Raw genomic sequence first — 25,482 nt, 5'->3', positions numbered from 1 at the left:
AATTAGACCAACTCCAAGCCAAACAACAGGCAAAAAAAACCAGCGGACGCGCCGCTGGTCAATGGGAGGGAGGCGAGGATTTCTTAGGTAGCAGGCTCGGCCTTGGACTCGGCTTCTTGGCGACGAAGTTGCTCGTAGGTCTGGCTAAAGACCTGATTGGCGATAGGCAGGTACTGCTGAACCAGCGGCTGGTTGTGCGGGAACCGATTGGCAGTCACGTACTCCCGAGACTGCAACTTGATCGCTTCCTCGCCATACTGGTAGAAAACTTGGCCGCGTTCATGCAGAGGCAGCTTTGCGACGGCCTTCATTGCGGGCCGAGCGATGGCGACGGCACCTTGGAACGCCTTGAACATCGCCTCGTACTCGGCTCGCAAGCTCTGCGCTTGCTCTTGCTGCAACTGGATGTGCTGTTTCAGTTGCGCGTTCTCCGCGCCAAGACGCTCGTTCGCGCCGTACAGTCGGTCGATGAGCTGGTCACGCTCTGCCAGCACGCGATTGCCATGCTCTGTGGCCTCGTTCCAACCGTGGGTATAACCTTCTTCTTGCCCAACAGCTAGGCCGTTTGCATAGCCGTTGTTGAGCCCGCTGGCGTACCCAACGGACTCTGCGAGATAGCTGCTCTCAAATCGGGACATGGCGTACTCCTTTCCACACGCTTATTAGTATGCACTAATTATCGCGCTTGTCTATAGGTAGCTCAGGCAGCAGCCGCACCCGGTTCCCCGGCGCTCCCTGACGGATTCGCCATATCGGCGTTCAAAAGGGCTTCGTCCGTCGATCCCGCTCCGATGCCGAGGTCTTGAGCGCGTCGCGCTGGACCGACTTCTTCCAGCCATTTGGCATGTGTTTCCTTCCATTGGGCCATCGTGTCGTCCAAACTGGGCGCCTGGACATTGGCCTCATTGTGCATCGGGCGATCATCGGTGTTTGTCGGTTCATACCCAGTGTCGTCGTCGCCGTTCTTCTTGGCGAGAGTGGCAGATGGAGTCTCAATCGCCTCGTCCTGGCCCTGCCCTGCGACAGCGCCGCTGGACATGACCGCAGCACCGGCGCCAACTGCTGCGCCCGCTGCCGCAGCAGCTCCAAAGCGCCGAGAACCTGCCTGAGCTGCTGGCCCACCACTTTTGACAGTGTTTCCAGGCACATGATCTGGGGTCTGGCTTACACCGGCTTGGCCCGTGTCGGAGAGTAGCCTATTGTCTGCTGCGGAGTCGCCCGACGCTCCGCCAGCTCGTCCACCTCCGCTACCTATAGCGGGGGATCGACCCGCCAATGCCGCATTGGTTCTCCGCCTTCCGTCTCCGGCTATTCCTTGCGCCGCACCGTGGCGCTCCATGCCACCGCGCATTTCCGAAAGGGCTTGCGTCTCACCAAGCGGTTTGATGCCAGCGCCAATCCACGTCAGGATCGCATCCGGGAGCGTATTCGTGAGGCCATAAATCATGTAAACCACGGGCAGCAAAATCATGCCGTACATGATGAGCCAATTCTTCCAAGTCAGGAATTGGACGTAAAACCCGATGGATTCTGCGCTCGACACGTTTGCGGTGCGCATAGCCCAAAATGCCTTGGAGACATACAGAATAATCGGATTCGCCAAAAGCATCGCCGCGAACAGCGCCGCGATGATAAGCACTGGCCGCATGAACAGCGAGAGGAACATCAGGTAGCCTTGGGTCTGGCTACCGACGAATGTGCGATCAGGCGTCATGTGCATGACCGCCCACAGCGGAGCTGCAAACACGGTCTGCAATACCGCCAGGAACCACCCAACAACTGCAATTATGAAAATCGTGTACGGAAGACTAGGCAGGAAGACACCGAAATAGAATGCAAGCAGATCAAGCCAGGGAACCATTGAGGCGATGGGCTCAATAATCAGAGACTCAACGAGCTTGATAACCGAGTCCACCACTTTTGACACCCCTCCAATTATTGGCACTCCAGACAACGCCCCTGCGCCTGCACTGACGGCACCAGAAGTCTTTTTCAGAAGATTGCTGATCGTGTGAAGCTGTGAATTGGCAACAGCAAGAATATCGCCAGTGGTCTTAATTCGGGCCATCGCATCCACATTACCATCGGCGCCAATGGCTGTATTAGTGACACTTTCGAGAAGATTCCCGATAAACGAGTTCATCACCTTGTTGCCACGGGAGCCCATCTGGTCAATGTCAACATCGTCAAAGTCAGTGGGAATGATGCTCGCCACGTTCGACGTGTCCGTGATCGACGTGGGGGTATGACCGGACGTATCAATCGCCTTGCGCGCGATGACGGACGGCATCGTTGTACTTTGCCTGACAAGGTTCCCCTTGGCATCGTCCGGCAACCAGCCGAGCGCTGGCTGAGTGACCTCGCCAGGGGATTCCGCATAGATTTTCCGCAGTTCTTCCCGGATGCCACTCAACCGCTGGTAATAGCCGCCAGCCATTGCCCAGCCGTCCTTTGTAATGTCGGTGGTGAATCTCTCCATCAAGGCTTTCAGCGTATTGTCCGAATTCAGCCGCGCCTTGAGATCAGAAAGCATCGTGGCCTGGGCATTATCGACAATGGTATTGAATTGGCCGACGCTAACCGCGCTCCAATCCTTATTCACGTCTGTAGGCCATGTATTCACCCAGCTATCAATGGATTGCATCATTGATTTGGTTGCGGTCAGCTTGGATGCGAGAATCGCATCGCGCAAAGCGCTAATGGCCTGATTGTTCGCATCGCGTGCAGCATCGTCGTAAACCGCAGAAAGCAGTCCACCAGTCCCCGGAGTGGGAATTGGGGTTATGTGCTGATATTCGTAGAGATTGACCGTGCCGCAAACCGCATTACCACCGGCCAGGGGTGCAACTGCATTCCGATCTTTGAATTCATAGGTGTAAACGGTTTTGACACCGGCTTCTGTCGCCGAACGGTCTGGCGTCCCGCCGACGCTTAGGGCGACGTTAGGCGGATTCAGGCCAGCAACAACTCCGTCGCCATACACGCTATTCAACGTCCTGGCGCAATACGCCGAATTCATGTATCCCGAAGCCATTTCCCGCATGTTGTAAAGCGGGAAATCCTTGTTCACGGTAGCGCCTGCACCAACCCCGATCTGCTGGCTGACGTTCTGCAATGAACCGGCAATGATCCCGTTCTCCACGCCAATTTTGAACGTGCCGTTGGCAAACCCTACGGCCCACAGCGAGAACATCATCACCACGAGCTGGATGAAGGAGTAGCCCGTGCCAGTCGGCAGCAGCACCGCAGCTCCCGAGACGATCCGCACCGGCGTCCAGAGGCTCGACCAGTTCCGTCCGAAGGCCTCCCCGTCGTTAGCGGTGTTGATGACGCCCACTACCGTCACGAAGCTGACGATCAGCGTGGCCACCGTCAACACGCCGCTATTGAAATAGCCCATCATGGTGGCAATGACGTTCACGACCGGATCGACCCCCGAGGGGTCGGTGCCAAGCGTGAGGTTCCGAATCACTGGCCCAAAGACCGTCTGCAAGATGTTTACCGTTACGTCTGTGCAGGGGTCAGAGGAACAGGGGGTGAAGGGCATGGTTGCCATGTAGTCCGTCCCGAAGTGTGTAGCCGAGTCCTGTTGATTCTCTCAGGATGCGCGTGTCTTTTCAATCTTAGCTGCACAATATAAACTGTCTGCTAGTCGCACCAACTAAGGAATCCTCAAAAATATGTCATTACGAGAATTGAATTACTCCCAGGGTGCTCAGTGGGTGCAGGCCCGGTGTACTGAGAAAACAACAGACAGTGAGGTATCCACTGCCCTCCAGGCGCTGGCTCACGCGGCAGCGCGTGCCGACGCCGACTGTGCCGTGGAGGGCCTGTTTCCAGGCTCTACGCTGGAGGTTCTGCTGTCGCGCGATCTGGACAGCAAAGACCCGAACATTCCTCCCCTGCCCGTCAAAGTTGAGCTGACGGCCATGCGCGCCATTGGCGAGGCCATCATGAAAGAGATGCAGGCGACCGCCACCAAGCTCCTCACGCTGCGCGTGGACGGCTGTGGTGAGATTGTTGTTTTCCTGCCGGAGATGCGCGAAACCGTTCTCTTGGGTACTCGAACCACCCTCTTGGACGCATAAGGGAGGACGCCATGACGCCCGACAAGCAGCCCGATGCCAGGTTCACGACCGCAACCGACTTCCTGAGTCAGCGATTGGCGCAAGAGCAAGAGCGCCCTGCCCGCTTGGCCGTGCGCACGGTGCTGAACTTGGCCCAGGCCCCAGGCAACATCGCCCAAATGCTGAGCGAAGCAGCGGCGGCTGTCGGCGAGAGGATGCAAGCCGCTTTCAAGCGACACGTCGCCAACATGACGGACGAATCACAGGCTATAGCCACCCGATTGACCTTTGCCGAGATCAACCGGGTTCCGCCCACGAAACAAGCCGAGATGATCCGGGACGGCAAGGACGCCACCGTCGTGTCAGAGGCCGCTGTGCGGCAGCGCCGATGCGCACCAGAAGTACAGGCCGCATTGGTTGAGCACTGCAAAGACCACTCGGCAAGCATGCGGATTCTGGCAGGCAGGCCTGATGCGACTCTGGACACACTGGCAGCGCTCACGGACAGCAAGGACTGGAGAACGCAGATGTATGTTGCGGAGGGTATCGGGGGCCGAATGAAGATCGAAGAAGCCAATGCTGCGGTCGCACACAAAAAAGCAGCTATTTTTGATGATCTAATCAAAGGTTATAAGAGCGATTACGCGCCCTACCTAGTACCAGTGTGCCGATCTTCGGAGCAAATTAGCGAGATGTTCGACAAGACCTCGAAGACCCTTGGAATGATTGAGGTCTTCGTGGAAAACCCTTACACGCCCGACAGCGTGCTCATAGAAATTGCATCGTCGCCGACAATGCAACTTGTGCGGCACGATGTTGCCCGTAGTGCAAGGGAAATTTTGCAGAACAGAGCTGAACTGCGCGAATCTTCCGACGATATGGCACCATCGTGAACACGAGCCCACACTTTATGTCGAATTTGTCAGTTCGCAAAGCCAGCGAAGCCGCGATTGGCATCGCCACTCTGCGCCATTTTGCATCCACGCCAGATGACAGCCCTCGGCTGGACAGCATGGCTGGGGAGATTCTTGGCGCGCACAGTGCTGCGCGAACGATCCGTACCACCATCAACTCCCTGGCCGAACGAGAGCACGAGTGGATCAAGGAGCGAGCCACCCATGCCACGATTTCGTCGCGGGTGAACGAGCGCCGCGAACGCGAGTTGTCCTCCATGATCGCAGTGTACGCCGCAGCGCTCTCTACCCTGCAACTGAGCCCTGCCCTGCGTAGCGGCACGGAGGTGCCACAAGCGAGTCAGTTGAGTGCCATGGAGGTGCTGCAAGAGAGCTATGTGAGTGCCATGGAGGGGATTGACCAGTTCCCGATGGGCACCAACGCCAAGCAGGCGCTGCGCTCGCAACTGCTTAGCGAGGCAGAGCTGGCCGTGCCGGAATCCAGCCGCGCCCAGGTAGGCACGCTGATGGTGCAGGCCGAGCAGACCTACTTGAAGCGGTACGCTGAATCTGTGTACGCCCATTACGACGAACCCGATAACGACGCATCGCCGTCGATGTAAAGCGAGGCAGCTATGACCACTCCCGCATCCTTCCAGAGCATGTCATCCTCCGTCTTGCCATCGCAAGAGCGTGAGGTGCTGATCGCCAAGCAGTCCGCGTTGACCAACCATGGCCAACAGACTCGGGTTGCGCTGAGCAAACTCCCTCCTTCGGTGGTGGACACACTCATGGCGGACTACAAGGCCCCCAACCGGGATGCGCTCGATGAGGTCTTCATCGCCATGGCCGAGCGCGAGCGCATCATCGAGTCGGCGGAGAAGGGCCAAAACCTCGACGTGGAATGGCTCCAGAACGGTGCCGAGACGCGCCGCCGCATGGACGAGGTGGGCCTGGGCGCGGACGACCCCTGGAACGATGGGCCGTCCATCTAGCCCTCCCGACACTGAAACCGCCTATTTGGCGGTTTTTTATTACCTGGGCGTTGCGTGCGCAAGCCCAAAGAAGGACGCCGCCCCCGAAGGGGCGGCGTCCAGAAGAAGAAGAAAAAAATAGTGCTTACATCATAGCTCAGAAGAAACGCGCCAGATCGCGGCGGTTCATTGCCTCCCTCGCGGCCTCGTTGAGCGCTGCCACCACGTCGCCCTGCTTGATGGGGATGCCCAGGCCCTGGGGCCTTCCCACATCGGTCACAGCGCCCTCGGAGACGGTGATCTCCACCGGCACCACGTAGCTGCACTTGGCCATCTGCTCACGCTTGGCCTTTTGGTCACAGAAGAAGCCTACCGTGAGGGGCGGCAGCGTCACATCCATGCACTGCGCGCCCGTGGTGGACAGATAGAGCCTGTCGGAGACGTAGGCCGACTCGAAAGGCATGACGGTCAACCACGCCATCTCGAAGCGCTGCGCGCCCAGCAGAAGGGTGCTCCCTTCCGTCGAGAACGCGAACCTGCTGGACTGCAAGGGACTGAGCATCACCACAGACCCGTGACGCGGGTGCCGCTTGATCTCATCGCGCCGGAAGTTGCCCGCCCAGCGCATGAAGTTCGTGTAAGCCGCCAGAAGCGTGGTGGCCTTCTGGATGCGCTTCTTGTCTTCTTCGGAAATCTCAGGTGCGTCGTTTTCTTCCTGCTTCGCCATGACGCGCTCCCTTCTTGGTGCTGGCCTTGCTGGCCGGTTTCTCTGCTTTGGTGTCCTGCTTCGCCTTCTTGATCGCCTCGGCACGGTGCCGCGCGTCGATGAGCATGAAGAAATCCGACAGCAGGACGTTCAGCACGCGGTTCGGCGTGTACCCCCGGCGCTCGGCCTCGGCCAGCACGCGCTCCTCGACCTTCTGGTTCAGCGTGTACTTGTTCGAGCTGCCAGACTTGCGGGACTTGATGACGGAAAGGCCCATCTGGCGAGCCATGACCATGATGGTGTCGTAGTCGCGCAGCGTCAGGTTGAAGTGCGCTCGCACGTCCACCATGCGGCGCGGCTTCGCCAGATGCTCGCCCTCCTTGATCCACTGGATGACCAGGGGCATCTTGACAAAGAGCTGGTACAGCTTCGCAAGCAGGTTGAACCCATAGGCGATCTGCGTCTTCTCGACGGCACCGAGCACGGCGTCCGGGCGAGCAAGATTGCTGGCCAGCGTCTTCAACGTGACCTCGTTATCCATGGGGATCGGGTCGCGGTTCTTCTTCGTCTCCAAGAACTCGGGTGATTCGCCCCGGATGTAGTAGATCGAACCGCGCCGGGAGACTTCCAGTTGCAGGAAGGCGCAGGCCGCGCAGAACACGTCCTCGGTGCAAAGCTGGTGCCGCACCATGGCCGCGATCTTCTCGCCCTCGATCTGGCCTGCCGGATGGGCAGCAAGCGAGGCGCGAAACTGGGCGTCGTACTGCTCGTAGGCAGCACGCTTTTTCTCTGCCTGTTCGGGTGTTGCATCGGGCATGTGCTGGGTCTTTTCAGAGGCCAGCACAGCCGAGGTCATCGCGATCCTTTGCAGGTCGCGCAGCAGGTTGAAGTAGCTCTTGATCGGCAGGACTTTGTGAGAGATGAGCACAAGCCGCCGCAGCAGGATGACCGCATCAGTCAAATGCTCCGTCGATGGGATCAGGAGATAGCGCGCGTGGGTAGCGAAATCCACAATTTCTGCACTGAGCGCCATCAGTGCATTGGGGTCGTTCTCGATGTTACTGAGTTCGCGCATATGTTGTACGTTGCTCTGTAATTAATGTGTAAGCTGAGACTATGGCAGACAAATCATTCACCCCCAACTCCATCAGCAACTTTATGTAGAGGCGAGCTGGGCCAAGCTGCTCGTCTTCCTTCCACTTCGGTATAAGTTTGTCCTCCCTGTCCCGTGCAACGCTCGTCAGATGGCGCGCAGCAGCGTCCCTCCATGCCTGACGCTGAGGCACCGGAACAAGGCTGAAATCGCCGCACAGGACAGGCTCTCTACTACTCATGCTCTACCAACCGCTCACGGGGCGGCAAGGCACCCCAGGTCGCCGTTTTTGCCAGGATCGAGGCCCATTTCGCGCAACGTCTGGCGCGTGATCTCGATCTGCTCGTCGCGGGCGCGCGGATCGTTTGCAAGCGCCTTGTTGACTGCCGCCTGAACGGGATCGGCAGGCGCCGCCATGATCTTGAGGGCCGCAGCCAGGAGCAGCACGGCCAGGAGGCCGATGAAGGCGATCATCTTCTTGCTCAGACGCGGCTTCACTGCCGCGCTGGCACGCATCGAGAGGGCAGGCCCAGCACTGGCGTATGCAGGAGCTGGCCGTGGCGTCCAGTGCTGACGCTCGAAGGAGTCTTGGCCGCGATATTCCCCAACGGCCACAGGCTCGCTGGTCATCTCCAGGCTGGCATCGGTAAAGGCGTCCGCCACGCCTTGGCGGATGATCTGCTCGATCTCGCCCTGGGGCGGGTAGCTGAGCTTGCCATCTTTGCCGCTCTTGCCACCTTCGATCTGCAATTGGAACTCGGCCAGCAGGTACTTGACGGACTCGGCACCGTCCTTTTGCGTCAGCAGGTTGATCTTGCCGCTCACGAGCTGGTGGATCACACGGTCATCCGCCGTGATCTCATCGACGCTCGTGGTGATGCTGGTCACGCCCTCGGTGTCGATCATCACGATGCGCGGCGAGCGCTTGAGATCAATATCGGTGGCCGTATCGAACACGATCACGAGGCGGTTGCTCGCTGTACCGCGAGCAACAACGCGAAGCTCGGGAGCGAAATCGGGCAGGGTGTATTTAGCCATTGGTGTCACTTCTTCGTCGGTTTGCCAAGAATGTCTTCGATCACGACCTGCTCCGAGACGCCCATCATCATGCGGGCCTTGCCAGAGCGGCGGTCGATGAAGAACGCCACGGGGACGCCAGGATTCGGTTCGTTGTTCTGCTTGAAGGCCTCGAACATGAAGTCCAAGCTGTTATCGAGCTGCTTCAACTCGAAGTCGGTGGGCGGTGTGCCGATCTGCTCGTGGTTCCCCAGGACGCGCGCCACAACGTCCGGGTTGTTGGCACGCAGGATGGTCGCGGCCAGAGGCAGGCCTTGCTCGGGGCGCCCAAGCGCCGCTGTAGGAATCCATTTGATGGTCGCGCCGTTTTTCACATACTCGCGCGTGTTGAGATAGGCGCGACGGCAGTACGGACAGCGAGGGTCGATGATGACGTAGAGCGTGTCAGCAGGCCCGCCCTTCCCTTCCTTGTATCCGGCCAGACCATCCACCAGTCGGATCGCCTCGGGAATCTGCGTTGGCGCCTTGCCATCAAAGGCGGATGGCAGAGCATTGGGGCCACTCACGAGGTTGCTCTTAGGTGTCGCGGGCGCAACGACCTGGGGAAGCCGCGCAGCGAAATTGGGATCGCTGCCCGAGGGCGGCACCATGAGAGAGTCGGTGACATTCTGGCCCGTCTCCAGATTCCAGACCACGCCGGAGAAAAGCGCCTTTCCGTCTGCGGTGGTGTAGAGCTGCACTGGCTTGCCCGATTTGCTGATTACCGTCCACAGCGTCACGCCGCCCACGGGCAGGAGCTGCTTGGTCACAGGCGTACCGTACCGGGCCAAGTGAGCCATCACAGGATCATCTTGCACCGCCTGGGCGTGTGCGTGTGCATCAGGTGTCATGGCCGCTTTGCCGTCCGCTTGGGCCTGCTTCAACGCGGCTTGCGTCTGCGCCGCCAGCTCTGCGGTGCTCGGGCCTTCGCCTTGCTGGACACCAGCCACCTGCGCTGCTGGCAGACCCGGCATCGGCAGCGAGGCGGGCGGCTGCAACCCAGTAGGTGCCGGAGGCGGCGGCAGGACGATTTCAGGCCGTCCGCCCGTAGGCGCTTGAGCCGTAGCGAGCTTGTCCATGATCTCGCCGCTGAAATCTGGCGAGCGCGGTTGGGCCTTGAACTCGGCCATTCCGTCTGCGGACAAGGTTGGCTGAGACGGAGTGCGGCCAACGATCAGCCACCCCCCCACGAGTATCGCCACCGCGACAGCGGAAGCGATGGCGATATTTTTGCGAGTCAATTCCATGAGGCATCCAGTTGTTGCTATTCAAAATAGTACCATTTATTTTCAAAAAGCGTTACGACCGATTTTTGTCACTCCTGCAATTTCGATAGTCGTTTCACGTTTTTGAAGTTGGCTCTGTGACGGTCAACTCAGCAGGAACCGCCTCATGTATCGTCCGAAGGCCCTTGCGATATGCGTCACGATCCGAGGGCTTGTATTTGAAGGCGACCAATGCGGCCTCCAGTGCGTTGATAGCCTTGTCGAGCTGCGGCTCGATCAGAGGCTCGCACGACTTGATCTCGTAGAGATAGTGGACGTGAACCGCACCGCCCTCGGCGAAGGCGCCTTGACGCCCGAAGTTCTGGAGGACATACCAGAGGGTGCGGTCGTAGAAACGCATCCAGCGCATGTCGGCAGGAGGCAGCACACCCAGGCTGCGTGCGGCTGTGAACATGGCAAACAGAATGGTGCGCACGTAGGCGTGCTTGGACAGGATTGCCTGCATCGGCTTGCTGTTGATGTGTCGCTTGATGGTTTCACGCGGCACGGTCAGGTCGATCTCGGGCTTGAGCCACGCCAGGGGATCGGCAGGTTCTTCCTTGTCCTGCCCCTTCTTGCTTCCCTTTTTCTGCGCTTTGGGCGGCTTGAATTGATCCCAGCACCAATTGACCATTTGGTTGGATTCCTCCACGCATTTCTTGAATGCCTTGTCGTCCAGGGCACCATCGGTTGCGGCAACGCGAGGGATGGCAATCGCCAAGAGAAGCGTTTCCCCAGGTGTCAGGTTGCCAACTCCCGTCCAGACCGCGCCAAGCTGCTCACGGAATACCCGCTCGGTCTTGGCGCGGTCGAGAACGGGAGTACATGATCCATCGGCCTCGTCGATCCACCCGTCTCCAGGCTCGCCTGTATCAACGATCAGTCGGTGATGGAACACGAATTGCCGCGACGTGCGGGACATGCCCAGCACGGGGTCATCCAGCGGCGTCTCGATCAGGTTCAGGGCATCGAACATCCGCAGATGACGGTACAGCGGCTTCTTGGCGCGGACGAAGCTGTCCACGTTGAAGGTCTTTGTGAACAGCAGATTCGGGTGAGAGGACTGGATGCGCGCAAAAATCTTGAACGCAAACAGGAGGATGAAGGGCAGCAGCATCACGTTGACATAGAAGGCGAGATTGCTGATCTCCTTCCAGCTCATCGTGCTGAAATCGCGTGTGCAGCGCTCCAACAAGCCGCTTGCGGCACACCCCTTATCGAACCACCGAGCCACCGCTGCCGCCCCCGGCAGGCCCAATGAACCAATGAGGTCTAGCCACCAAAGTTCTACGCGACGGACATAGGTGTACGCCGTGGAGAACTCGGTGTGAAAGACGATCCAGGCGATCCAGATGCCGATCATCGTCCCGACCACGAGGGCCGCGATCATCGTGAAGTCATCGACGGTACGCCCGCCCCCATTTCCGCTGCCGCTGGTCGCCATCAGCTACCCCCTTGATCCCTGTCCTTGCTGCTGCCGCTGACCAACCCCTGTAGGCCCGCGAACTGAGTCTTGGGCCTTGGCTTGGGCGCCACCGCTTCCGCTTCGCTTGCGGGCGCGGCCTCCTGGGGAGGCTTTGCCACAGGCGAAGGAATCGGCGCGGGCGGCGCCTCTTGCCGCGTCCTGCCCTGCCCTGCCCCGCGTGCCTTGATGAACTCGGCTGCCGACCTGAAATCGGGCGGCGTGTCGTCAGGAGCGAACAACTCGGCGAGGGCCTGCGTCAACTCCGAGTGATCCTTGGTCAGATCGGCGCTGGCACACAGGCCCAGGGCTCGCTGATACCCGAGAAGTGCATAGTTGCGCAGCAAATCCGACTTGCGCCCCCTTACCGTGCAACGCTCCAGCTCCTGCACGAGCTGGGCGTCGTCTGTTGGTGAGAGGTACATGCCTTGGCGCTTACGATTGCCCATGTCCGTCTCCTGTCTGCGCCGCCTGGGCCGAGGCGGCGTTGGCGTTGTTGCGACTTGCCTTGAAGCCCGCGCGCACCAATGCGCGCAGCAACTTGCCGCGATTCGACTCATCGGTTTTTTCGAGATCGCGCAACAAGCTGCTTTCAGCCTCATAGCTGGAGTCGAGGGCTGTTGAGGCCCGCACCCAGCCCTTGCTTTCCCCCGTCATGCGCCGCCCACCACATGCTTTGCGAACTTGAGCATGCCGCGCGCGTTCGCAAACTCGGGTTGATCGGGGACGCGGGCATGCGGGTAGTGCTTGAGCAACTGATCCTTGAGCACGATGGCGCCGCCGCCGACAAAAAGCACATGGTCAAGATCAACACCGCTGCCCACTTTCGTGCGCACAGCGCTCATGATCTGGTCGGCCAGACGCTCTTTTTCCTCGTCCACGATCTCCTTGACGGACTGATCCTTGCCGAAGATTTTCACGGTGCCGGTGCGCAGCGCGCGCTCGATGGCATGCGCGGGGAGCGCGGTGTCGAGGTCGAGATGGGCGCGCAGCTTCGCGGAGACAGACTCTACGAGTGCCAGGACGCCAACATCATTCGAGCCCGAACGCGACGAGTCCACCATCATTCCTGGCAGCAGCACCGCGCAGTCCGTGGTCTTGCCACCTACGTCTATGACGCCCACCGGCACCTGGGTCAGTTCCTCGTAATCATCCGAGGGCGTGCCGTCAATGTCCATGAGCTGATCCACGAAGGATGCGACGGCCTCGGTCGTGACGGTGTTCTCCACGATGTTGGCCAGCGGCAGATCGCCGCAGGTTACACGCTTGCGCAGGTTGGCCACCTTGGCGTCGATCAGGGCCTGGTTTCTCTCGCCGTTGGGCATGTAGTAGTAGCTCACCGGGAGGCCCGTGGTGATGCGCACGTTGCGGCCACCGTACCCGGCGCGGCGCAGCGCGTCATGCACAAGCACGCGGTTGAGTTGCGAGCGCGGATATTCCAGAAAGCGGGTGTCCTCGAACTTCGGCAGGAACTCGCTTGCCGTGTAGGTCTGGCTTTCCTCCGTCTCATAGAAGATGCCTTCATCTTCGCCCTTGAGCGTGATGAGGTGCTTCCCGATGGCGCCGCGTGACGGCACGGTGAAGGTTTCCCCGTTTTCAGCAACGATCTTGATGGCGTAATGGCCGTCATCAACGCCAATGAAAAAATCGCCGGTATTGCTTGCGCTCATTTTGGACTCTCTACCTTTCTTTACGCTTGACATCATTTAGTCTTTCAAAGGACGTTCGACACGTATCGAATGACCCAGGAAAACCGTTTTCTTCGACTTGAGAAACGTCCTGAAAGTCATTTTCTTGAACTGGACGTAGAGAAGGAAAGCCGTCAGCACGATGGCAATTGCGAGCGTGCTCCAGCGCGGAAACAAAATCAACACGAGCCACGGCACGCTGGCGGAAGCATTGATAACGAAAAACTTTGCTTCCGGCGCGATGTTGCTCCAGTGATAACGACCCGTGGACATAAATCCTCCTTCGCCTTGTCACAGACAAGAGTTGATACAAAACCATGATGGTGCCGGTTGGGCGCCATCATGGCACCTCGATGGCGCTACGCTCCATCGTGGCGCGATTGTAGCACCATCAGAGCACGCATCCATCACCAACCAGCACGCAACCAACACTTTATTGACGCATTAACGTACACACACAACCCAAAACGGCACGCATCAACGCCTTAACGACACGCTAGTAGCACCTTGGCGGCACACTAAGACTAGATGCTTTCCGCCAAAATCTCCTGCAACTGGGCTTCTTTCTGGGGCGGCCAGATGCTGTGGGCAACCTGCTCCGTGATGCGCCCCTGCTCCAGTAGCGTGGCGGCTTCCCTGCGGAAAGAGTGACCTTTCTGCTCCACGATCCGGGCAATCACACCTGTGACTTTCCCCATTTGATCGAGAGCAGCCAGTTCTTCCCGAATTTCATCGGTGAATTTTAGATATTCACGGACGGCAATCAATTTGCCATCGACGCCTTTAACAAGGCGCTGGGCCATAATCATTCTTGCCGTATCCACAATATCGTAGATAGCGGTTGCCCGGTCATTCACCGGGAAGCGAGAAATAAGGCGGCGCATGACGGAAGGCACGTCTGTGGCATGCACGGTCGCATAAACCGGGTGTCCAGTCAGCGAAGCCTCGACCCCAGCTCGAATAGTCGCTTCATCCCGCATTTCTCCAATGAGAATGAGGCCCGGTTTACGGCGCATCGCCTCGCGGTTCGCCGCATAGAAATCGCGGAAGTGGTGCGGAATCTCCGACTGCACCAAGATCGAGTGCCGACTGTTGATCGTGTCGTATGTGAACTCGATGGGTTCCTCGTGTGTCAACAGGTTCCCCTTGATGGGAGTGTCGTTTTCGAGGATGTAGCGAATGATCGCCGCGAAGGTCGTTGTCTTGCCCGATCCCGTCGCACCGGCCACGTACACGATGCCATCACGCGGGATACAGTCGCGCACCAGTTGCTCGGACAGGCCGAGCTTGTGATAAGGAATCGGCTCGTTCGGGATCGCACGCAAGACGATCTGGCCCGAGGTGCCGCCGAAGTAGAGGATCGGGGAGATGTTGACGCGGTAGCCATGGCGCACCTTGGCACCGCGTGCGTCCAGCTTCGTTGGCGAAAACAGCTCGTAGCGGGCATTGACCGGCACGCCCGAGAGAATGTCCGTCTCGGCTGTGTCGCGGCCACTTGTCCACTTGACCATGTACTTGACCTCGCTCTCATCGAGCGTGCTGTTGGTCAAGGCCATGAGGTCGCCGTTGATGCGAGCGCAGATGGGTAGCCCAGGCTGGATATACACGTCGCTCGCGTCGTGCGCCAGGGCCTCCAGCATGACCCCCTTGAACTGCTCGATCAGGATGAACCGCTGAGGCGGGACAAACCCCGTCTTGATCTCGGCGCGGGGAAGCAGTCCACCCGCGTCGATGCCCACATGGGGAAGATCGCTCATGTCAGACACCGGCAGCACCCTTCTCCCCGTCCTGGGCCTGGGCAGGAGTTGCGCCGGAGGCCGGGTTGGCGGAACTAGCGCCCTGCCCTTGCACCTGGGCGGGTGCTGCTGGAGCGAGGTCTGGAATAGCCTTGGGGTCGAACCTGGGCGAAACACGCCGCATGGATTGCGTGGGTTGCGCCTGGATCGGTGGAACCATGTCGGATGTTTTCACCGAGGCACGCCATTTATCCATGGCCGAGTTGAATTCCGGCAGCGTGGTGATACGCAGCAGCGTTTCATCAACAGCAATGGAATCCGTATGCTGCGACGAATATGCCCACGATTGCGAAGCAATGGCTGGCATCGTGATTTTGTTCTGGAGCACGAAGGTGTGAAAGCGGATCATGCCAAGCAGATCACGATTCAGACGATCAAGCCCGTATTGCAGCATGACATTGGCCTGATCGACACCTTGAACCCAGCCCTTGGCGATGTATTCACGCCAGATTTGACGTTCATAATCGGTTTTCGGTCGCATGTTTCCGAATATCGGCTCGTCTTCACTGTCGCCCTTGCCGAAATATAGGTAATCACGCCAGTTCGGCGGGACTGGCGAGAAGCGAGGCTGCTGCTCGATTTTGTAATAAGCACCAGACAGGCGCAACGCATACGCGCCATCTTGATTATACAGATCACGGGCCTCGGTAATTACTGCGGGAACCACACGATCTTTAATCATGAGATTGCCGAAGTCGTAAATGGTATCAAGCTCTCGTTGCTTGCCATCGACCACACCATTGATATGGTGGAGTTGCTTGCGCAAACCGGCTTTCACGCCGATTCCCAAAGCCGCCTCTTTGAGAGCTTCGATTTTCACGCTGGAAGCGCCGGAACCAGAATCATCCGCAAAGCGCACGATTGCAGGCCGCTCGTAATAGGCCTGAACCTGATCCAGATTCATTGGAATGTCAGCAGCCATTATTAGCTCCCCTTGCGCTCGCCTTGATCCGAAATATCGCGGTTCTTGTATTCGATGATGAGAGCCTTGGCAGGCCGATCAAGAACAACGTCCGCCGCAGCGTGCATTTGATTACCGAGATTGCGCAGCAACGCATCCGGCGTGACGCCCTTCATTCGGATATTAACGGGCCGAAGGTCGATTTGCCTTCCGGTTTCACTGAAACTCATTCCATAACGAGAAGCGATGGATTGAACCAGTTCCTTGGGATTACCAATGTAGTCCACGTCAATGGTATCCGTCTCGAAAGCGGCCCACCGCTTTTGAACCGTGGTGTAGTCCTCAGCCAGCAACGAGGCGTAATCGCGCTGTGCTCCGGCTGCAATCGCTGCCTTCTCCGCAATCAGCTTGGAGGCGAAATCCTCATCCTGGGGCACGTTCGTAGCGCAGCCACCCAGCAAGAGCGCCATCGCCAGACCTGCACAAACATTCAATTTCAGTCCCATTGCTTTCTCCTTAAAAAAGTGAAACGACGCTAAACCTACAAACCTTGATGTGACGGCGTGCTTCGGACGCACTTTCGCACCCGGAGATCATAGCGCCTCGGAGGGGAAGGCGCACCCCTCGGCACCGTCAAATTCGCCTCAACGGGCACCATTGCAACACTTTTATGGCTCATTCACAACCCCAACATGGCACCTTCATGCCTCGTTCGCGGCACCTAAAAAACCGTGCGTCGCCCTTGGTAGCACGCTCACGACCCGCATAAGGCACCGTTACAACCCCTTTACATCTCCTTCTAGGCACCGACACAGCACGCAACCCCGCCTAGCTGGCACCGCGCGCACTCACCCCTGTTCGCCCACTGGCTTCACCCCCTGGTCACAAGGCCCGTGTGTAGCGTTACTCCCCCACTTTTGCCGCCTCACCAGAGGGCCAGAAGGGGCCGCAACACTCATGCTGCGATACGTACACATCTATGCTGCTTTTTGGCACAAACACGCAATACTGGCAGTGTAGCAAGCCCTTTTCGTGCTGCGATACGTACCCCTTTTGGCGGCGATACGTACACTTTTTGGGGGAGTAACGCTACACTGTGACCAGAACAACCACCCCTGCGAACGAGACGATCCGCTCTTGAGTCCGAAACAAGCAACTTTTGGAACCCTGCCCTGATGCCACAGTAGCTCGTTGCAAGCATGCTCGAAGGGCCTTTTTGGTTCCGATGCGACGCTCTTGGTCACTGGAACGGAATTGCCCTGCGCCCTGTGGGCGGTTTTGGTGCCGCATATTGGATTGACGTGCGCCCATTCGGCGATTGGTGCCGTAAATGCGTTTCTTTCATGCGCCTTTTCGGCGTGGTGGTGCCGATGAAGTAGCATCCATAATGATGCCCAGGAAATTGTATGATTATTGTGATTACCACAAAAGAGCGAAGCGAGCAAACCGGGGCAATTGAAATAATTGCGTCTCACGGGGTTGACTCTGAAACCAATAAGACTGTGATCCTTCCCTGCTCAACACCTGAGCGCTTAGGCGCCGTATTCGACAAAGAACTCGGCGAATACGTTTTGCCGTCAAATTAATTACCTCATCGCCATGTACGAACAATCTTTCGACGGTTCCCGCCGTGCGCTCGATCTTCTTTCTCGAATAGGAGCAGAAGAACGGGTTGGTGATTCACTGTCACCCGACACCATCAGCTTATATGGGCGAAAAATGAGGCACGTTGCCGCCCGAATCTCGGGCGGCAAAATTTCCGAATTGACGCCCGAGATGGTTGTACGCGATCTGATTGATCGCGTGGACAGTCAGAAGATTACGCAGGCGACAGCGCGTGTAGAAAAATCAGCGGCCCTTTTCTGGATTGCGGAGCAAGCCCAAGCATTAATGGATTCTGGCTCCCAAGAATTCGGGCGTTATGAATCTGCTTACCGTGATATTCTGACTTTAGGAACTAAGGGATTGCCTAAGAAGTCCAAGAATACTTCTGCCAGGAAATTGAAGGCGTTTCCTGATGAGGCCGTTGACCTATTGATGGAAACAGCTCTTACCGACAGGTCAACCGCCCTATTCCGTGCCCTTCTTTTTATCAGGGCCAATCTTCATGTTGGTTTACGCCCAGTCGAATGGTTCAATGCCAGTTTGATTTCATACCAGCATAGAAACGCATTCAGTGAACCCAAGTTCAGAGCGGACGGTTCAGCAGAGATTTCTCCAGCGCTGGAGGTGACGAATGCCAAGCATTCGTCTGTTCGCGGGAACGGCGATAAACGCATCATCCTTCTCGATAATCTCGATGCGCAGCAAATCGAGCATTTACGCCAATGGATTCAACTTGTCGCCGAGCTTAAAACCGAGGAACTTATGCGCCTGCCGGAAGCCGCGATAAATCGGAAGATTTATGGCAGCTTGCAGCGTGCGATTCGCAGCGTCCTGGTAGATCACGAGTGGGATGGGGAAATGCCGACGATTTACAGCACGCGGCATCAGGCGGTAGCGAATGCGCGAGCTGACGGCCAGACACAACAGGAGATCGCAGCCTTGTTCGGCCACAGCAGCACGAACACCGCACGCAGGCACTACGGCAAGAAGTATGCGGGTTACTCAGGCCGGAGCATGCGCGCAGCGCCTGAGTCAATTCTGGCGGTGCGAAGCACTGTGGCCTCGCCGCTGCCAGATGTTACGTGGCACGAGCTACCTACCGGCACAGGCCACCCGGAACGCAAGTGATGTTGCAAGATTGCGCCATCCTCTTGCACAAGGCTGTGACCGCTCTCCGGTCACGGCTCGGATAGCCATCACAACACCATTGCAGTGCGTTGGCGGCGCACTACAAACCACTTGCGGCGCATTTCCGACACCCATACAGCACGCATACAACACTCTTATGGCACTCTTTCGGCTCGTTCTACGCAATTTCACTTATCTTGCATCGTGGGAACGGCAGGGGGCAACCGAAAAAGCTGCTTAGTATCACCAGTCCGCCTCTCTGGATGCTTCAGAATGTGTACCTGGAGCCGTCTTAAAGTCACAATGTTTTGTGCTACAACGCCAACATCACGATAAATCTCAAAATTGCGTGATTGCGGATTCTTAAATGTTTTGTAGAATGCGGCCATCGAGGGGTTTTCATGCAACTGCACAGCGTTCTCGGCTGGCTCTCAAGCCGGTCAACCTGGGGGGTCGCGGACAGCAGTTCAGACGTGCGCACACTGCGCCGTCTGAACAGGCTGTACGACCGCCTCTCCGTCATTGGTGAGATCACGGTCGCGGTCATGCTCGTGGGCTTGGTTTGCTCATGCGCATGGCTGCTCACGCGCACCTCGTATGAGGACGTGATCTTTTGGGATTCAACCGACCACATCTGCGTACTGGACAGCCGAACCGGGGAAATTCGTTATGCCACAGGCAACTGACAAGCAACAAGGCGGCGAAGAAGCCTCCAAGAGCAACACTTCGGCAGAGCAACAGCTCTCCGGCAAGCAGCTTGATGAGGCCTTGCTGGAAAAGATCGTGTCGGATGACAGTCCTGGCGAGGCCGCAGCAGTGCTGCGCGAAGTCGCCCGACTGCACCAAGAAAATTCGACCCTCAAGAGGCGCAATTTGCGCGTCTGGTCGCTGGCCCTGTTCATGGGCGCTTCGTTCACGGTTGCCGCCAGCTCTGCGCTATTCCTGTTCCCCAAGTACCGCTATATCCCGACCACAGACAACCGCGCGCTGTGCGCGGTCAGCAGCGACGCACAGGTGCGGGTGACGCCCGCAGCGCTGACCGAGTACGCCAAAGACACCGTGGTGGAGTCGTACACCTACGACTACGTGAATTTCCGCTCTGCGATCAACGATGTGGCCACCAAGCGCTTCACCGATTCTGGCCGCAGACAGTACCTGGCCTCTCTGCAAGACAGCGGCAACTTGGAGCGCGTCATCAAGGGCCGTTTGATCTTGCGAACGATGGCGACGCGCACCCCCCAGGTGGAAGAAGAAGGCCGTCGCGGCACGCGCCGCTATTGGGTAGTGATCGTGCCTGTTGCCATCGAGTTTTACTCGGGTGGCGAGAGCCAGCCGCGCTCCCGCCAGGACTTCCTGGCGCATGTGACCATTCTTGAGCAGGAGGCATCTGCCGTGAACCTCAAGGGCATCGCCGTCGATTCTCTGGTTCTGTCTCCAACATCTTCAAATCAACGATGAGAGCGAGTAGGGCAATGATGATGAAAGCAGCTTTTTCTCCAAGCCATGTGGCAGCCGCTGCCGCAGCTCTCTTGCTGCATAGCATCGCAGCAGCGCAGGTGATCCAGACTGGGCCAACGGCACCGCCACCGCCACCGCAGTTGCAAGCTCCCGCCGCCGTGGGCGCCGTCCGCTCCATGGCTCCTGCACCGCAGGAGGGCGCTGCGGCGCCCGCGCCTGCGGCCAGCGGGAGCGCTCCAGGCCACCCAGTCGGCGAAGCGGCGCCGCCGCCGAACCGGCTGGGTCAGCAAGTCAACACACCCGTGCCCGTAGTGATGCCCTCGGTCAGCTCGAACGCTGATGGCCCCACAGTGGTGTATCCGCCCGCCGATGCCATCGTGGAAAAGGCGGTTCGCCAGATCGAGGACATGCAGCTCACACCTCAGCAGTACGAGCGCTTGAAAGGCATCTTCATGGAGCGTCAGCAGCAACGCGCCATGCCGTATGTGAACCCACCCAAGCCCGTGACCAGAACACTGCTTGTCAACCTCGACCCTGGTGTATCCCCTCCTACGCTGCGCCTCTCGCGCGGCCAGCAAACCAGCCTTGTTTTCAGCGACGTTTCCGGGCAACCGTGGTTCATCGAGAAGGTGAGCATGAACCGCCAGCTTTTCAGCGACGGCAGGGCCACGGGCGTAGGGCAGGGCGGCGGCGCGGCAGGGCAGGGCGAGCCGCCCACGAACGTGCTCAGCATCGAAGCCCTGACCCCCGCCGCCTATGGCAATGTGACCGTGACGCTGCGCGGCCAATCGACGCCGCTGATTTTCGTCCTGACGACAGGGCAGGCGGAAGTCGATATGCGTGTGGACGCCAAGGTTCCTGGCAAGAACCCTGATGCCGAGGCGGAAGTGACGTTGCAGGCCGCGCCGAGTCTGGACAACGCACTGCCGTACTTCCTCGACGGCGTGCCGCCGCCGAGCGCGAAGCGCCTGCGCGTGACGGGCCTGGAGGGTGCAGAGGCATGGGTCTATGACAAGAACCTGTACGTGAAGGCCCGCGCCAACGCCCAGTACCCCGCGTACTTCTCTGCTGCACGCAGCACGAGCGGCATTTCCGTGTACCGCTATGTCGGCGTGCCCAAAGCGGCCACGTTCACCATGGGCGGTCGGGCACTGACAGCTTTCTTTGAGTGAGGTAGCAGATGAGCGACACCAATTCGACCCCTCCCAACGGCGATTTCGCATCCATCGCCGAAGACCAGGGCTTTGCTGCCGAACCCGCAGCACCAACAACGCCCGCCGCCGATGCGGCTGCGCGCCGGAAAGCCGACGCTGACGTGAAGCGCCGGAACCTGATGGCGACGTTCGGCTCGGGGCCAGGGAAACTGGCCCTGATTGCCGTCGCCGTCATCGTCGTGGTTTTCGGCGTTCTCGGCGTGAGCAACCTGCGCAATCCACCCACGGTTTCCAGCAAGGCCCAGGTCGATGCACCCACGTCTCCACCCAACCGCGTCACGACCAGCGCCGTGTCACCAGAAGAAGCCGCGCGCCGCGCGGAGCAGTCCCGCAAGGAAGCCGAGGCAGCACAAAACGCTGGCAGTTCTTACCAACCCGGCTTCGACTACAACATCGGGGAGGCCAGCAAGCAGCAACGGCCCGAGGCATCGGCCAAGTTCTCCGGCTTTGAAACGCCCGAGGAAGCTGCGGCACGCACTCAGACGAGCGGCAGCGCCCGGTCGATGCAGACGCAGGCTCAAGGAGGCAACGGGGTGCATCAGCAGCTCACGCCTCAACAGCAGGCCGAGCAGCAGCGCCGCGAACAGGAGATGCAACGCGCCGCCGACAAGCTGGCGACCGAACAAAAGACCGCCGAAGGCGAACGAGACAAGTACGTCGAGTCGGTCAGCCAGGAGATCGTCAAGCAGATCGGCGGAATGTTCTCGTCGCAGGGTGGCGACAGCCTGAACAACCTGGGCTCGTACTCACAGACCACCTACTACAACGCACCGGCCTGGGGCAATGCCGCCGCTGAACGCGCGGTTGCAGCGCATCAGCGTGCAGCAGCTCGCAAGGCCGTCATCAAGGCCGGGAGCACTGCGTATGCCACGCTGGACTCCGAGGCCAACACGGACGATGGCCGCACGGTGCTGGCTACGGTACGAAGCGGCAAGTGGAAAGGCGCAAAGTTGATCGGCCAGATCGAGCAGGCCTACAACAATATGTCGCTGACGTTCACGATCCTGGCACCCCAGGATGAGCGGCCCACGATGCGCGTGCGTGCCGTGGCCTTGCGCGAGGTCGATGCGAAACTGGGTATGGCCGAGAAGATTGACCACCACACCTTGAGCCGCTACACGGCCTTGGCCGCAGCAGCCTTGCTGCAAGGCGCTGGCCGGGTGTATCAGCAGCCCACTGGCACCACTGTCGTGACAAACGGGGGCGTTGTCACCACGACCGAACAACCGCGTGATCGTCAGGTGATCGGCTCTGCTGTTGGCGAGATGGGGATGGCCATCGGCTCCGAAATCCGCCGCCGTGGCTTCAACCAGCCGAGCACCTACTCGACGCCCGCAGAAACGGGCTTCATCTTGTACTTCCTTGAGGACGTGCTGCCCCAGGCCGGGGACGATCAACAACAGCCGCAGCAACAGCCGCAGCAACAGAACGCCCAGGCCAACCCGGTCAACACACCAACGACCGTGGTATTCCCCGCTGCGCCGTTCCCGGCAGGCGGCACAGCCACCCCCGGCTACAACCCAGGCTACGGTTCCACCCCCTACGGCTACAGCCCTGGCGGGTATGGCGGGAATCAATACCCAGGCGCCTACGACAACAGGTATCGCGGCCCCCTGAATACCAACTATTGAGCACAAAGGAGCGTTCCAAAATGGCGTTTGATCTCAAGAAAATGTCCTTCGGCCAACTCGCGGCCCTTGGAGGCGCGGCCTTTGTCGTCGTGCTGATTATTGCGGGCTTCGTGATCTCGGCGACTTCCAAGCCGCCGCAGAAAGTCGTCAGCAAGCGTGCGCCCGTCCAGTTCGAGGCATCTGCAAGCGATGTGGCGATGGAGCAACTACGCGCTGAAATCAAGCAGTTGCGCGAGCGGGTGGAATCGAACGCCCAGTCCTCGCAAGCTGCTTTCGCCCAAACCGCCGCCGCCATCGACCAGCAGGCCAAGAACATCGGGACGCTGGACAGCAACATTCAAGTCACGGCCAACCGCGTGACCAATCTGGAGAAGGCCAGGATCGGCACGCGGGTCAATGTCGTGAAGCCCGAAGATCAGGCCGCACGTCCGTCGCGTGCCGAACGTCTCGCAGCAGCAGAGCGCAAGTCCAGCGGCACCAAGCCCATGACGCTCTCCAACGATGGTGACTACAAGGCGCTTGCAACCGTGGGCAATCGCGCCTGGGTTCGCAGCGGCGATGAGGAATACAGCGTGACGGCGGGCGAGGCCATCCCCATTCCCACATCCGGGCAGCTCGTGGTCAAGAAAGTGGCCCCCAACGGTCAGGTATCCGTGGCCGTGGAAACTGCTCGCTGAGCACCGGCCACATCGTAGTTTTAGGAGTTAAACATGGGCACCGGCTTTCCCGATCTTATCGAACTGCTCATCAACGCGGGGCAGGTCGCCCCCGCGCTGCTGATGATGTTGCAGGGCATTGTGGCCGTAATGGGCCTGTATCTCGTGGGCTCGGCGCTGGTCGAATTGTGGGGGGTATCGCATGACAACGCTCTGAAATATGTAGCTGGTCGCCAGCGTTTTTCTACTGGCTCGGCACTCGTCTCGCTGATGATCGGCGCGCTCCTGAGTGCCATGTCCACCTTGAACCTCATGGGGATCATGTCCCGCACGCTGTCGGACGACTACGCAGCCGCGCGGATCATGCCCTCGGACATGGCGTACAGCGCCGGGGGTTCGTTGGCCGACAAAGGTGCTGTCGCCACCATTGCGCTGCTTTCGATCATGCAGATCGTCGGCTTCGTCGCAATGGTCAAGGCACTGATGACCGTCAATCGCTACTACAACAACCAGCAGGCCCACCTCGGCTCGGCTGCGGGCTGGCTGCTGGGCGGCGTGCTGTGCTGGAACTTCAAATGGTTCTCGGATGTAGTCAACAACACGTTGGGGTTCAGCATCATCTCGATGTTCACCCCGTTCTCCTGATCTCAACTTTCTCTTTTTCAACCACCGGAGGTATCCATGAAAGCAACTATCCTGAAACTCGCCGACACCGCACGCTACAAGGCACTGATGGCCTATTCGTTCGTCGTCGCACTCCTGAGCGGCGCGCTGGCAACGCCTGCTCACGCCATCAGCAAAACCGATCTGACCCAGGACATTTCGGGCGGCAAGAAGTTCGATGACATTGCAGGAAACATTGACGATGCGGCACAAACCGGCGCGTCTCTGCTGATCCAGTTGGTGTCCATCGGCGGCTTCGTGGTCGTTGCGATCTCGCTCTACACGCTCTGGAAAGCATCCAAGGACGAGCGTGAAAAGCCGCTGTCGGCCATCGTCGGCCTGTTCATTGGCGGTGCAATGGCCGCTGTCGGCACCATCATGTGGATGATGCGCAATACCGTCACGGGCTAAAAGCAGCACGTTTGCGGTCTAAGGGGTTCGCCCCTTAGACCGCAAACCACCACACCAGCTCAAACCGGACGTAGCTATGGGAAGCATGGAACTGATACCGCCAACACGGCCCGAGGCCTTTCTACAGCGGTTCACAAATCTGCCGGTGCTGAGCGTCAAACGTAAGCAGTGGCGAATGGAGCAATCTGAACACGACCGCAATGAGGCGGATGCCGTGTTTCAGGAAGTGCGCAAAAAAGTGCTCGACCGCGATGGTCGGCGCTGCTGGTTTTGCGGTTTCACCAGCACGGCTCATCAAGAGGTGCATCACCTCGATGATGACCATACCAACAACCGCCCGGACAACCTTGTCACCATCTGCAATATCGACCACCTCTGCTTCCACCTGGGGTTGGCCGCGATGCGTGGCTCGATTTTCTTGGCTGTCGTCCCCGAACTTACCCAGGCCGAGATCACGAATCTAATGCGCATCTACCACTGCGCGATGGCCACAGGAAACGAGGATGTGCAGTCACGGCTAAAGGGTCTGTATGCGATCTTTGAAAGCCGCTCTGTGGACATTTTCAAGCGCGTCTTTGAAGCCGATTTCTCGAACGGCCACGAGATCGCAGTGGCCCTATCCAAGCTGGATGACGCGGCATTTGCCATGCGCAACAAGACGCTTGATGGCCTTCGCGTGATCCCAACGGAATCGGCTTTCCGCAGCGGCCAGATCGCGGGCTACCTCACCCGCACCCACTCCCAGTATTTGGACATGAATCACTGGCCCGCGCTGCTGGACACGTTGCGCGGCCAGCACGCTTGACTGAGGTTTT

General features: G+C 58.9%; 28 protein-coding genes. 14 read left to right on the top strand and 14 right to left on the bottom strand.

Features of this window, described 5'->3' with window-relative positions:
* Positions 1–83 precede the first annotated feature (83 nt).
* Positions 84–638 (bottom strand): hypothetical protein, encoded by a 555-nt coding sequence (locus tag AC07ZH_RS12785; protein WP_495200076.1) that lies wholly within the window; start codon positions 636–638, stop codon positions 84–86.
* A 62-nt stretch (positions 639–700) separates the two neighbouring features.
* Positions 701–3,556 (bottom strand): DotA/TraY family protein, encoded by a 2,856-nt coding sequence (locus AC07ZH_RS12780; RefSeq protein WP_495200075.1) that lies wholly within the window; start codon positions 3,554–3,556, stop codon positions 701–703.
* A gap of 124 nt (positions 3,557–3,680) precedes the next feature.
* Here AC07ZH_RS12780 and AC07ZH_RS12775 point away from each other — a divergent pair, with 124 nt between their 5' ends.
* Genes AC07ZH_RS12775 through AC07ZH_RS12760 form a run of 4 tightly spaced genes read left to right on the top strand, consistent with a single transcriptional unit; the run spans position 3,681 to position 5,955 of the window.
* Positions 3,681–4,088: a hypothetical protein gene (locus AC07ZH_RS12775; RefSeq protein WP_495200074.1), complete on the top strand. Its 408-nt coding sequence runs from the start codon at positions 3,681–3,683 to the stop codon at positions 4,086–4,088.
* An 11-nt stretch (positions 4,089–4,099) separates the two neighbouring features.
* Positions 4,100–4,960, top strand: coding sequence for a hypothetical protein (locus AC07ZH_RS12770; RefSeq protein WP_495200073.1), 861 nt, complete (start codon positions 4,100–4,102; stop codon positions 4,958–4,960).
* A gap of 17 nt (positions 4,961–4,977) precedes the next feature.
* Entirely contained in the window at positions 4,978–5,583 is a 606-nt protein-coding gene (locus AC07ZH_RS12765; RefSeq protein ID WP_495200072.1) for a hypothetical protein, read from the top strand.
* A gap of 12 nt (positions 5,584–5,595) precedes the next feature.
* Positions 5,596–5,955 carry a hypothetical protein gene (locus tag AC07ZH_RS12760; protein ID WP_495200071.1) on the top strand — a complete coding sequence of 120 codons (360 nt, stop codon included), beginning with the start codon at positions 5,596–5,598 and terminating at the stop codon, positions 5,953–5,955.
* Positions 5,956–6,091: 136 nt separating this feature from the next.
* Here the strand turns inward: AC07ZH_RS12760 and AC07ZH_RS12755 are convergent, their stop codons facing one another.
* From AC07ZH_RS12755 to AC07ZH_RS12700, 12 genes are all read right to left on the bottom strand, one after another.
* Positions 6,092–6,661, bottom strand: a complete 570-nt coding sequence (locus tag AC07ZH_RS12755) for a hypothetical protein (RefSeq protein WP_495200070.1) — start codon at positions 6,659–6,661, stop codon at positions 6,092–6,094.
* Positions 6,630–7,673 carry a hypothetical protein gene (locus AC07ZH_RS12750; RefSeq protein WP_495200069.1) on the bottom strand — a complete coding sequence of 348 codons (1,044 nt, stop codon included), beginning with the start codon at positions 7,671–7,673 and terminating at the stop codon, positions 6,630–6,632. Before AC07ZH_RS12750 ends, AC07ZH_RS12755 begins: the two co-directional genes overlap by 32 nt.
* A 315-nt stretch (positions 7,674–7,988) precedes the next feature.
* Positions 7,989–8,771, bottom strand: a complete 783-nt coding sequence (locus tag AC07ZH_RS12745; RefSeq protein ID WP_495200068.1) for a hypothetical protein — start codon at positions 8,769–8,771, stop codon at positions 7,989–7,991.
* A 5-nt stretch (positions 8,772–8,776) separates the two neighbouring features.
* Positions 8,777–10,036, bottom strand: coding sequence for a thioredoxin domain-containing protein (locus tag AC07ZH_RS12740; protein ID WP_495200067.1), 1,260 nt, complete (start codon positions 10,034–10,036; stop codon positions 8,777–8,779).
* 94 nt (positions 10,037–10,130) lie between these two features.
* Positions 10,131–11,498: a secretion/conjugation apparatus DotM-related subunit gene (locus AC07ZH_RS12735; protein WP_495200066.1), complete on the bottom strand. Its 1,368-nt coding sequence runs from the start codon at positions 11,496–11,498 to the stop codon at positions 10,131–10,133.
* A complete protein-coding gene (locus AC07ZH_RS12730) occupies positions 11,498–11,965 on the bottom strand; it encodes a hypothetical protein (RefSeq protein WP_495200065.1) in 468 nt (155 codons plus the stop codon). Before AC07ZH_RS12730 ends, AC07ZH_RS12735 begins: the two co-directional genes overlap by 1 nt.
* On the bottom strand, positions 11,952–12,173 hold the full coding sequence (locus AC07ZH_RS12725) for a hypothetical protein (protein WP_495200064.1): 222 nt from the start codon (positions 12,171–12,173) through the stop codon (positions 11,952–11,954). Before AC07ZH_RS12725 ends, AC07ZH_RS12730 begins: the two co-directional genes overlap by 14 nt.
* On the bottom strand, positions 12,170–13,186 hold the full coding sequence (gene parM / locus AC07ZH_RS12720; protein WP_495200063.1) for a plasmid segregation protein ParM domain-containing protein: 1,017 nt from the start codon (positions 13,184–13,186) through the stop codon (positions 12,170–12,172). Before parM ends, AC07ZH_RS12725 begins: the two co-directional genes overlap by 4 nt.
* 36 nt (positions 13,187–13,222) lie before the next feature.
* On the bottom strand, positions 13,223–13,477 hold the full coding sequence (gene icmT, locus AC07ZH_RS12715; RefSeq protein ID WP_495200062.1) for an IcmT/TraK family protein: 255 nt from the start codon (positions 13,475–13,477) through the stop codon (positions 13,223–13,225).
* A gap of 251 nt (positions 13,478–13,728) precedes the next feature.
* A complete protein-coding gene (locus AC07ZH_RS12710; protein ID WP_495200061.1) occupies positions 13,729–14,961 on the bottom strand; it encodes an ATPase, T2SS/T4P/T4SS family in 1,233 nt (410 codons plus the stop codon).
* Position 14,962: 1 nt separating this feature from the next.
* On the bottom strand, positions 14,963–15,922 hold the full coding sequence (locus AC07ZH_RS12705) for a type IV secretory system conjugative DNA transfer family protein (RefSeq protein ID WP_495200060.1): 960 nt from the start codon (positions 15,920–15,922) through the stop codon (positions 14,963–14,965).
* Between the two features lie 2 nt (positions 15,923–15,924).
* On the bottom strand, positions 15,925–16,407 hold the full coding sequence (locus AC07ZH_RS12700) for a DotD/TraH family lipoprotein (protein WP_495200059.1): 483 nt from the start codon (positions 16,405–16,407) through the stop codon (positions 15,925–15,927).
* Positions 16,408–17,307: 900 nt separating this feature from the next.
* On the opposite strand from AC07ZH_RS12700, the gene AC07ZH_RS12695 reads away from it, so the two are divergent.
* The 10 genes from AC07ZH_RS12695 to AC07ZH_RS12650 all read left to right on the top strand — a co-directional run bounded on the left by AC07ZH_RS12695 (position 17,308) and on the right by AC07ZH_RS12650 (position 25,472).
* On the top strand, positions 17,308–17,487 hold the full coding sequence (locus tag AC07ZH_RS12695) for a hypothetical protein (RefSeq protein WP_495200058.1): 180 nt from the start codon (positions 17,308–17,310) through the stop codon (positions 17,485–17,487).
* Between the two features lie 13 nt (positions 17,488–17,500).
* Positions 17,501–18,634 carry a site-specific integrase gene (locus AC07ZH_RS12690; protein WP_495200057.1) on the top strand — a complete coding sequence of 378 codons (1,134 nt, stop codon included), beginning with the start codon at positions 17,501–17,503 and terminating at the stop codon, positions 18,632–18,634.
* A gap of 401 nt (positions 18,635–19,035) precedes the next feature.
* Positions 19,036–19,320, top strand: a complete 285-nt coding sequence (locus tag AC07ZH_RS12685) for a hypothetical protein (RefSeq protein WP_495200056.1) — start codon at positions 19,036–19,038, stop codon at positions 19,318–19,320.
* Entirely contained in the window at positions 19,304–20,092 is a 789-nt protein-coding gene (locus AC07ZH_RS12680) for a DotI/IcmL family type IV secretion protein (protein WP_495200055.1), read from the top strand. Before AC07ZH_RS12685 ends, AC07ZH_RS12680 begins: the two co-directional genes overlap by 17 nt.
* A 71-nt stretch (positions 20,093–20,163) precedes the next feature.
* Entirely contained in the window at positions 20,164–21,264 is a 1,101-nt protein-coding gene (locus tag AC07ZH_RS12675) for a DotH/IcmK family type IV secretion protein (protein WP_495200054.1), read from the top strand.
* A gap of 8 nt (positions 21,265–21,272) precedes the next feature.
* On the top strand, positions 21,273–22,937 hold the full coding sequence (locus AC07ZH_RS12670) for a DotG/IcmE/VirB10 family type IV secretion system protein (protein ID WP_495200053.1): 1,665 nt from the start codon (positions 21,273–21,275) through the stop codon (positions 22,935–22,937).
* Between the two features lie 20 nt (positions 22,938–22,957).
* Complete coding sequence (locus AC07ZH_RS12665) at positions 22,958–23,614, top strand: hypothetical protein (protein WP_495200052.1); 657 nt, start codon at positions 22,958–22,960, stop codon at positions 23,612–23,614.
* Between the two features lie 33 nt (positions 23,615–23,647).
* Entirely contained in the window at positions 23,648–24,238 is a 591-nt protein-coding gene (locus AC07ZH_RS12660) for a hypothetical protein (protein WP_495200051.1), read from the top strand.
* Between the two features lie 36 nt (positions 24,239–24,274).
* Entirely contained in the window at positions 24,275–24,667 is a 393-nt protein-coding gene (locus AC07ZH_RS12655) for a hypothetical protein (RefSeq protein WP_495200050.1), read from the top strand.
* Positions 24,668–24,743: 76 nt separating this feature from the next.
* Complete coding sequence (locus tag AC07ZH_RS12650) at positions 24,744–25,472, top strand: hypothetical protein (protein ID WP_495200049.1); 729 nt, start codon at positions 24,744–24,746, stop codon at positions 25,470–25,472.
* The last annotated feature ends 10 nt before the right edge of the window (positions 25,473–25,482 follow it).

Source organism: Simplicispira sp. GW247-4R2A (assembly GCF_059424465.1).
Note: the sequence above shows the minus strand (reverse complement) of the source record. Positions and strands in the feature narration are given on the sequence as shown.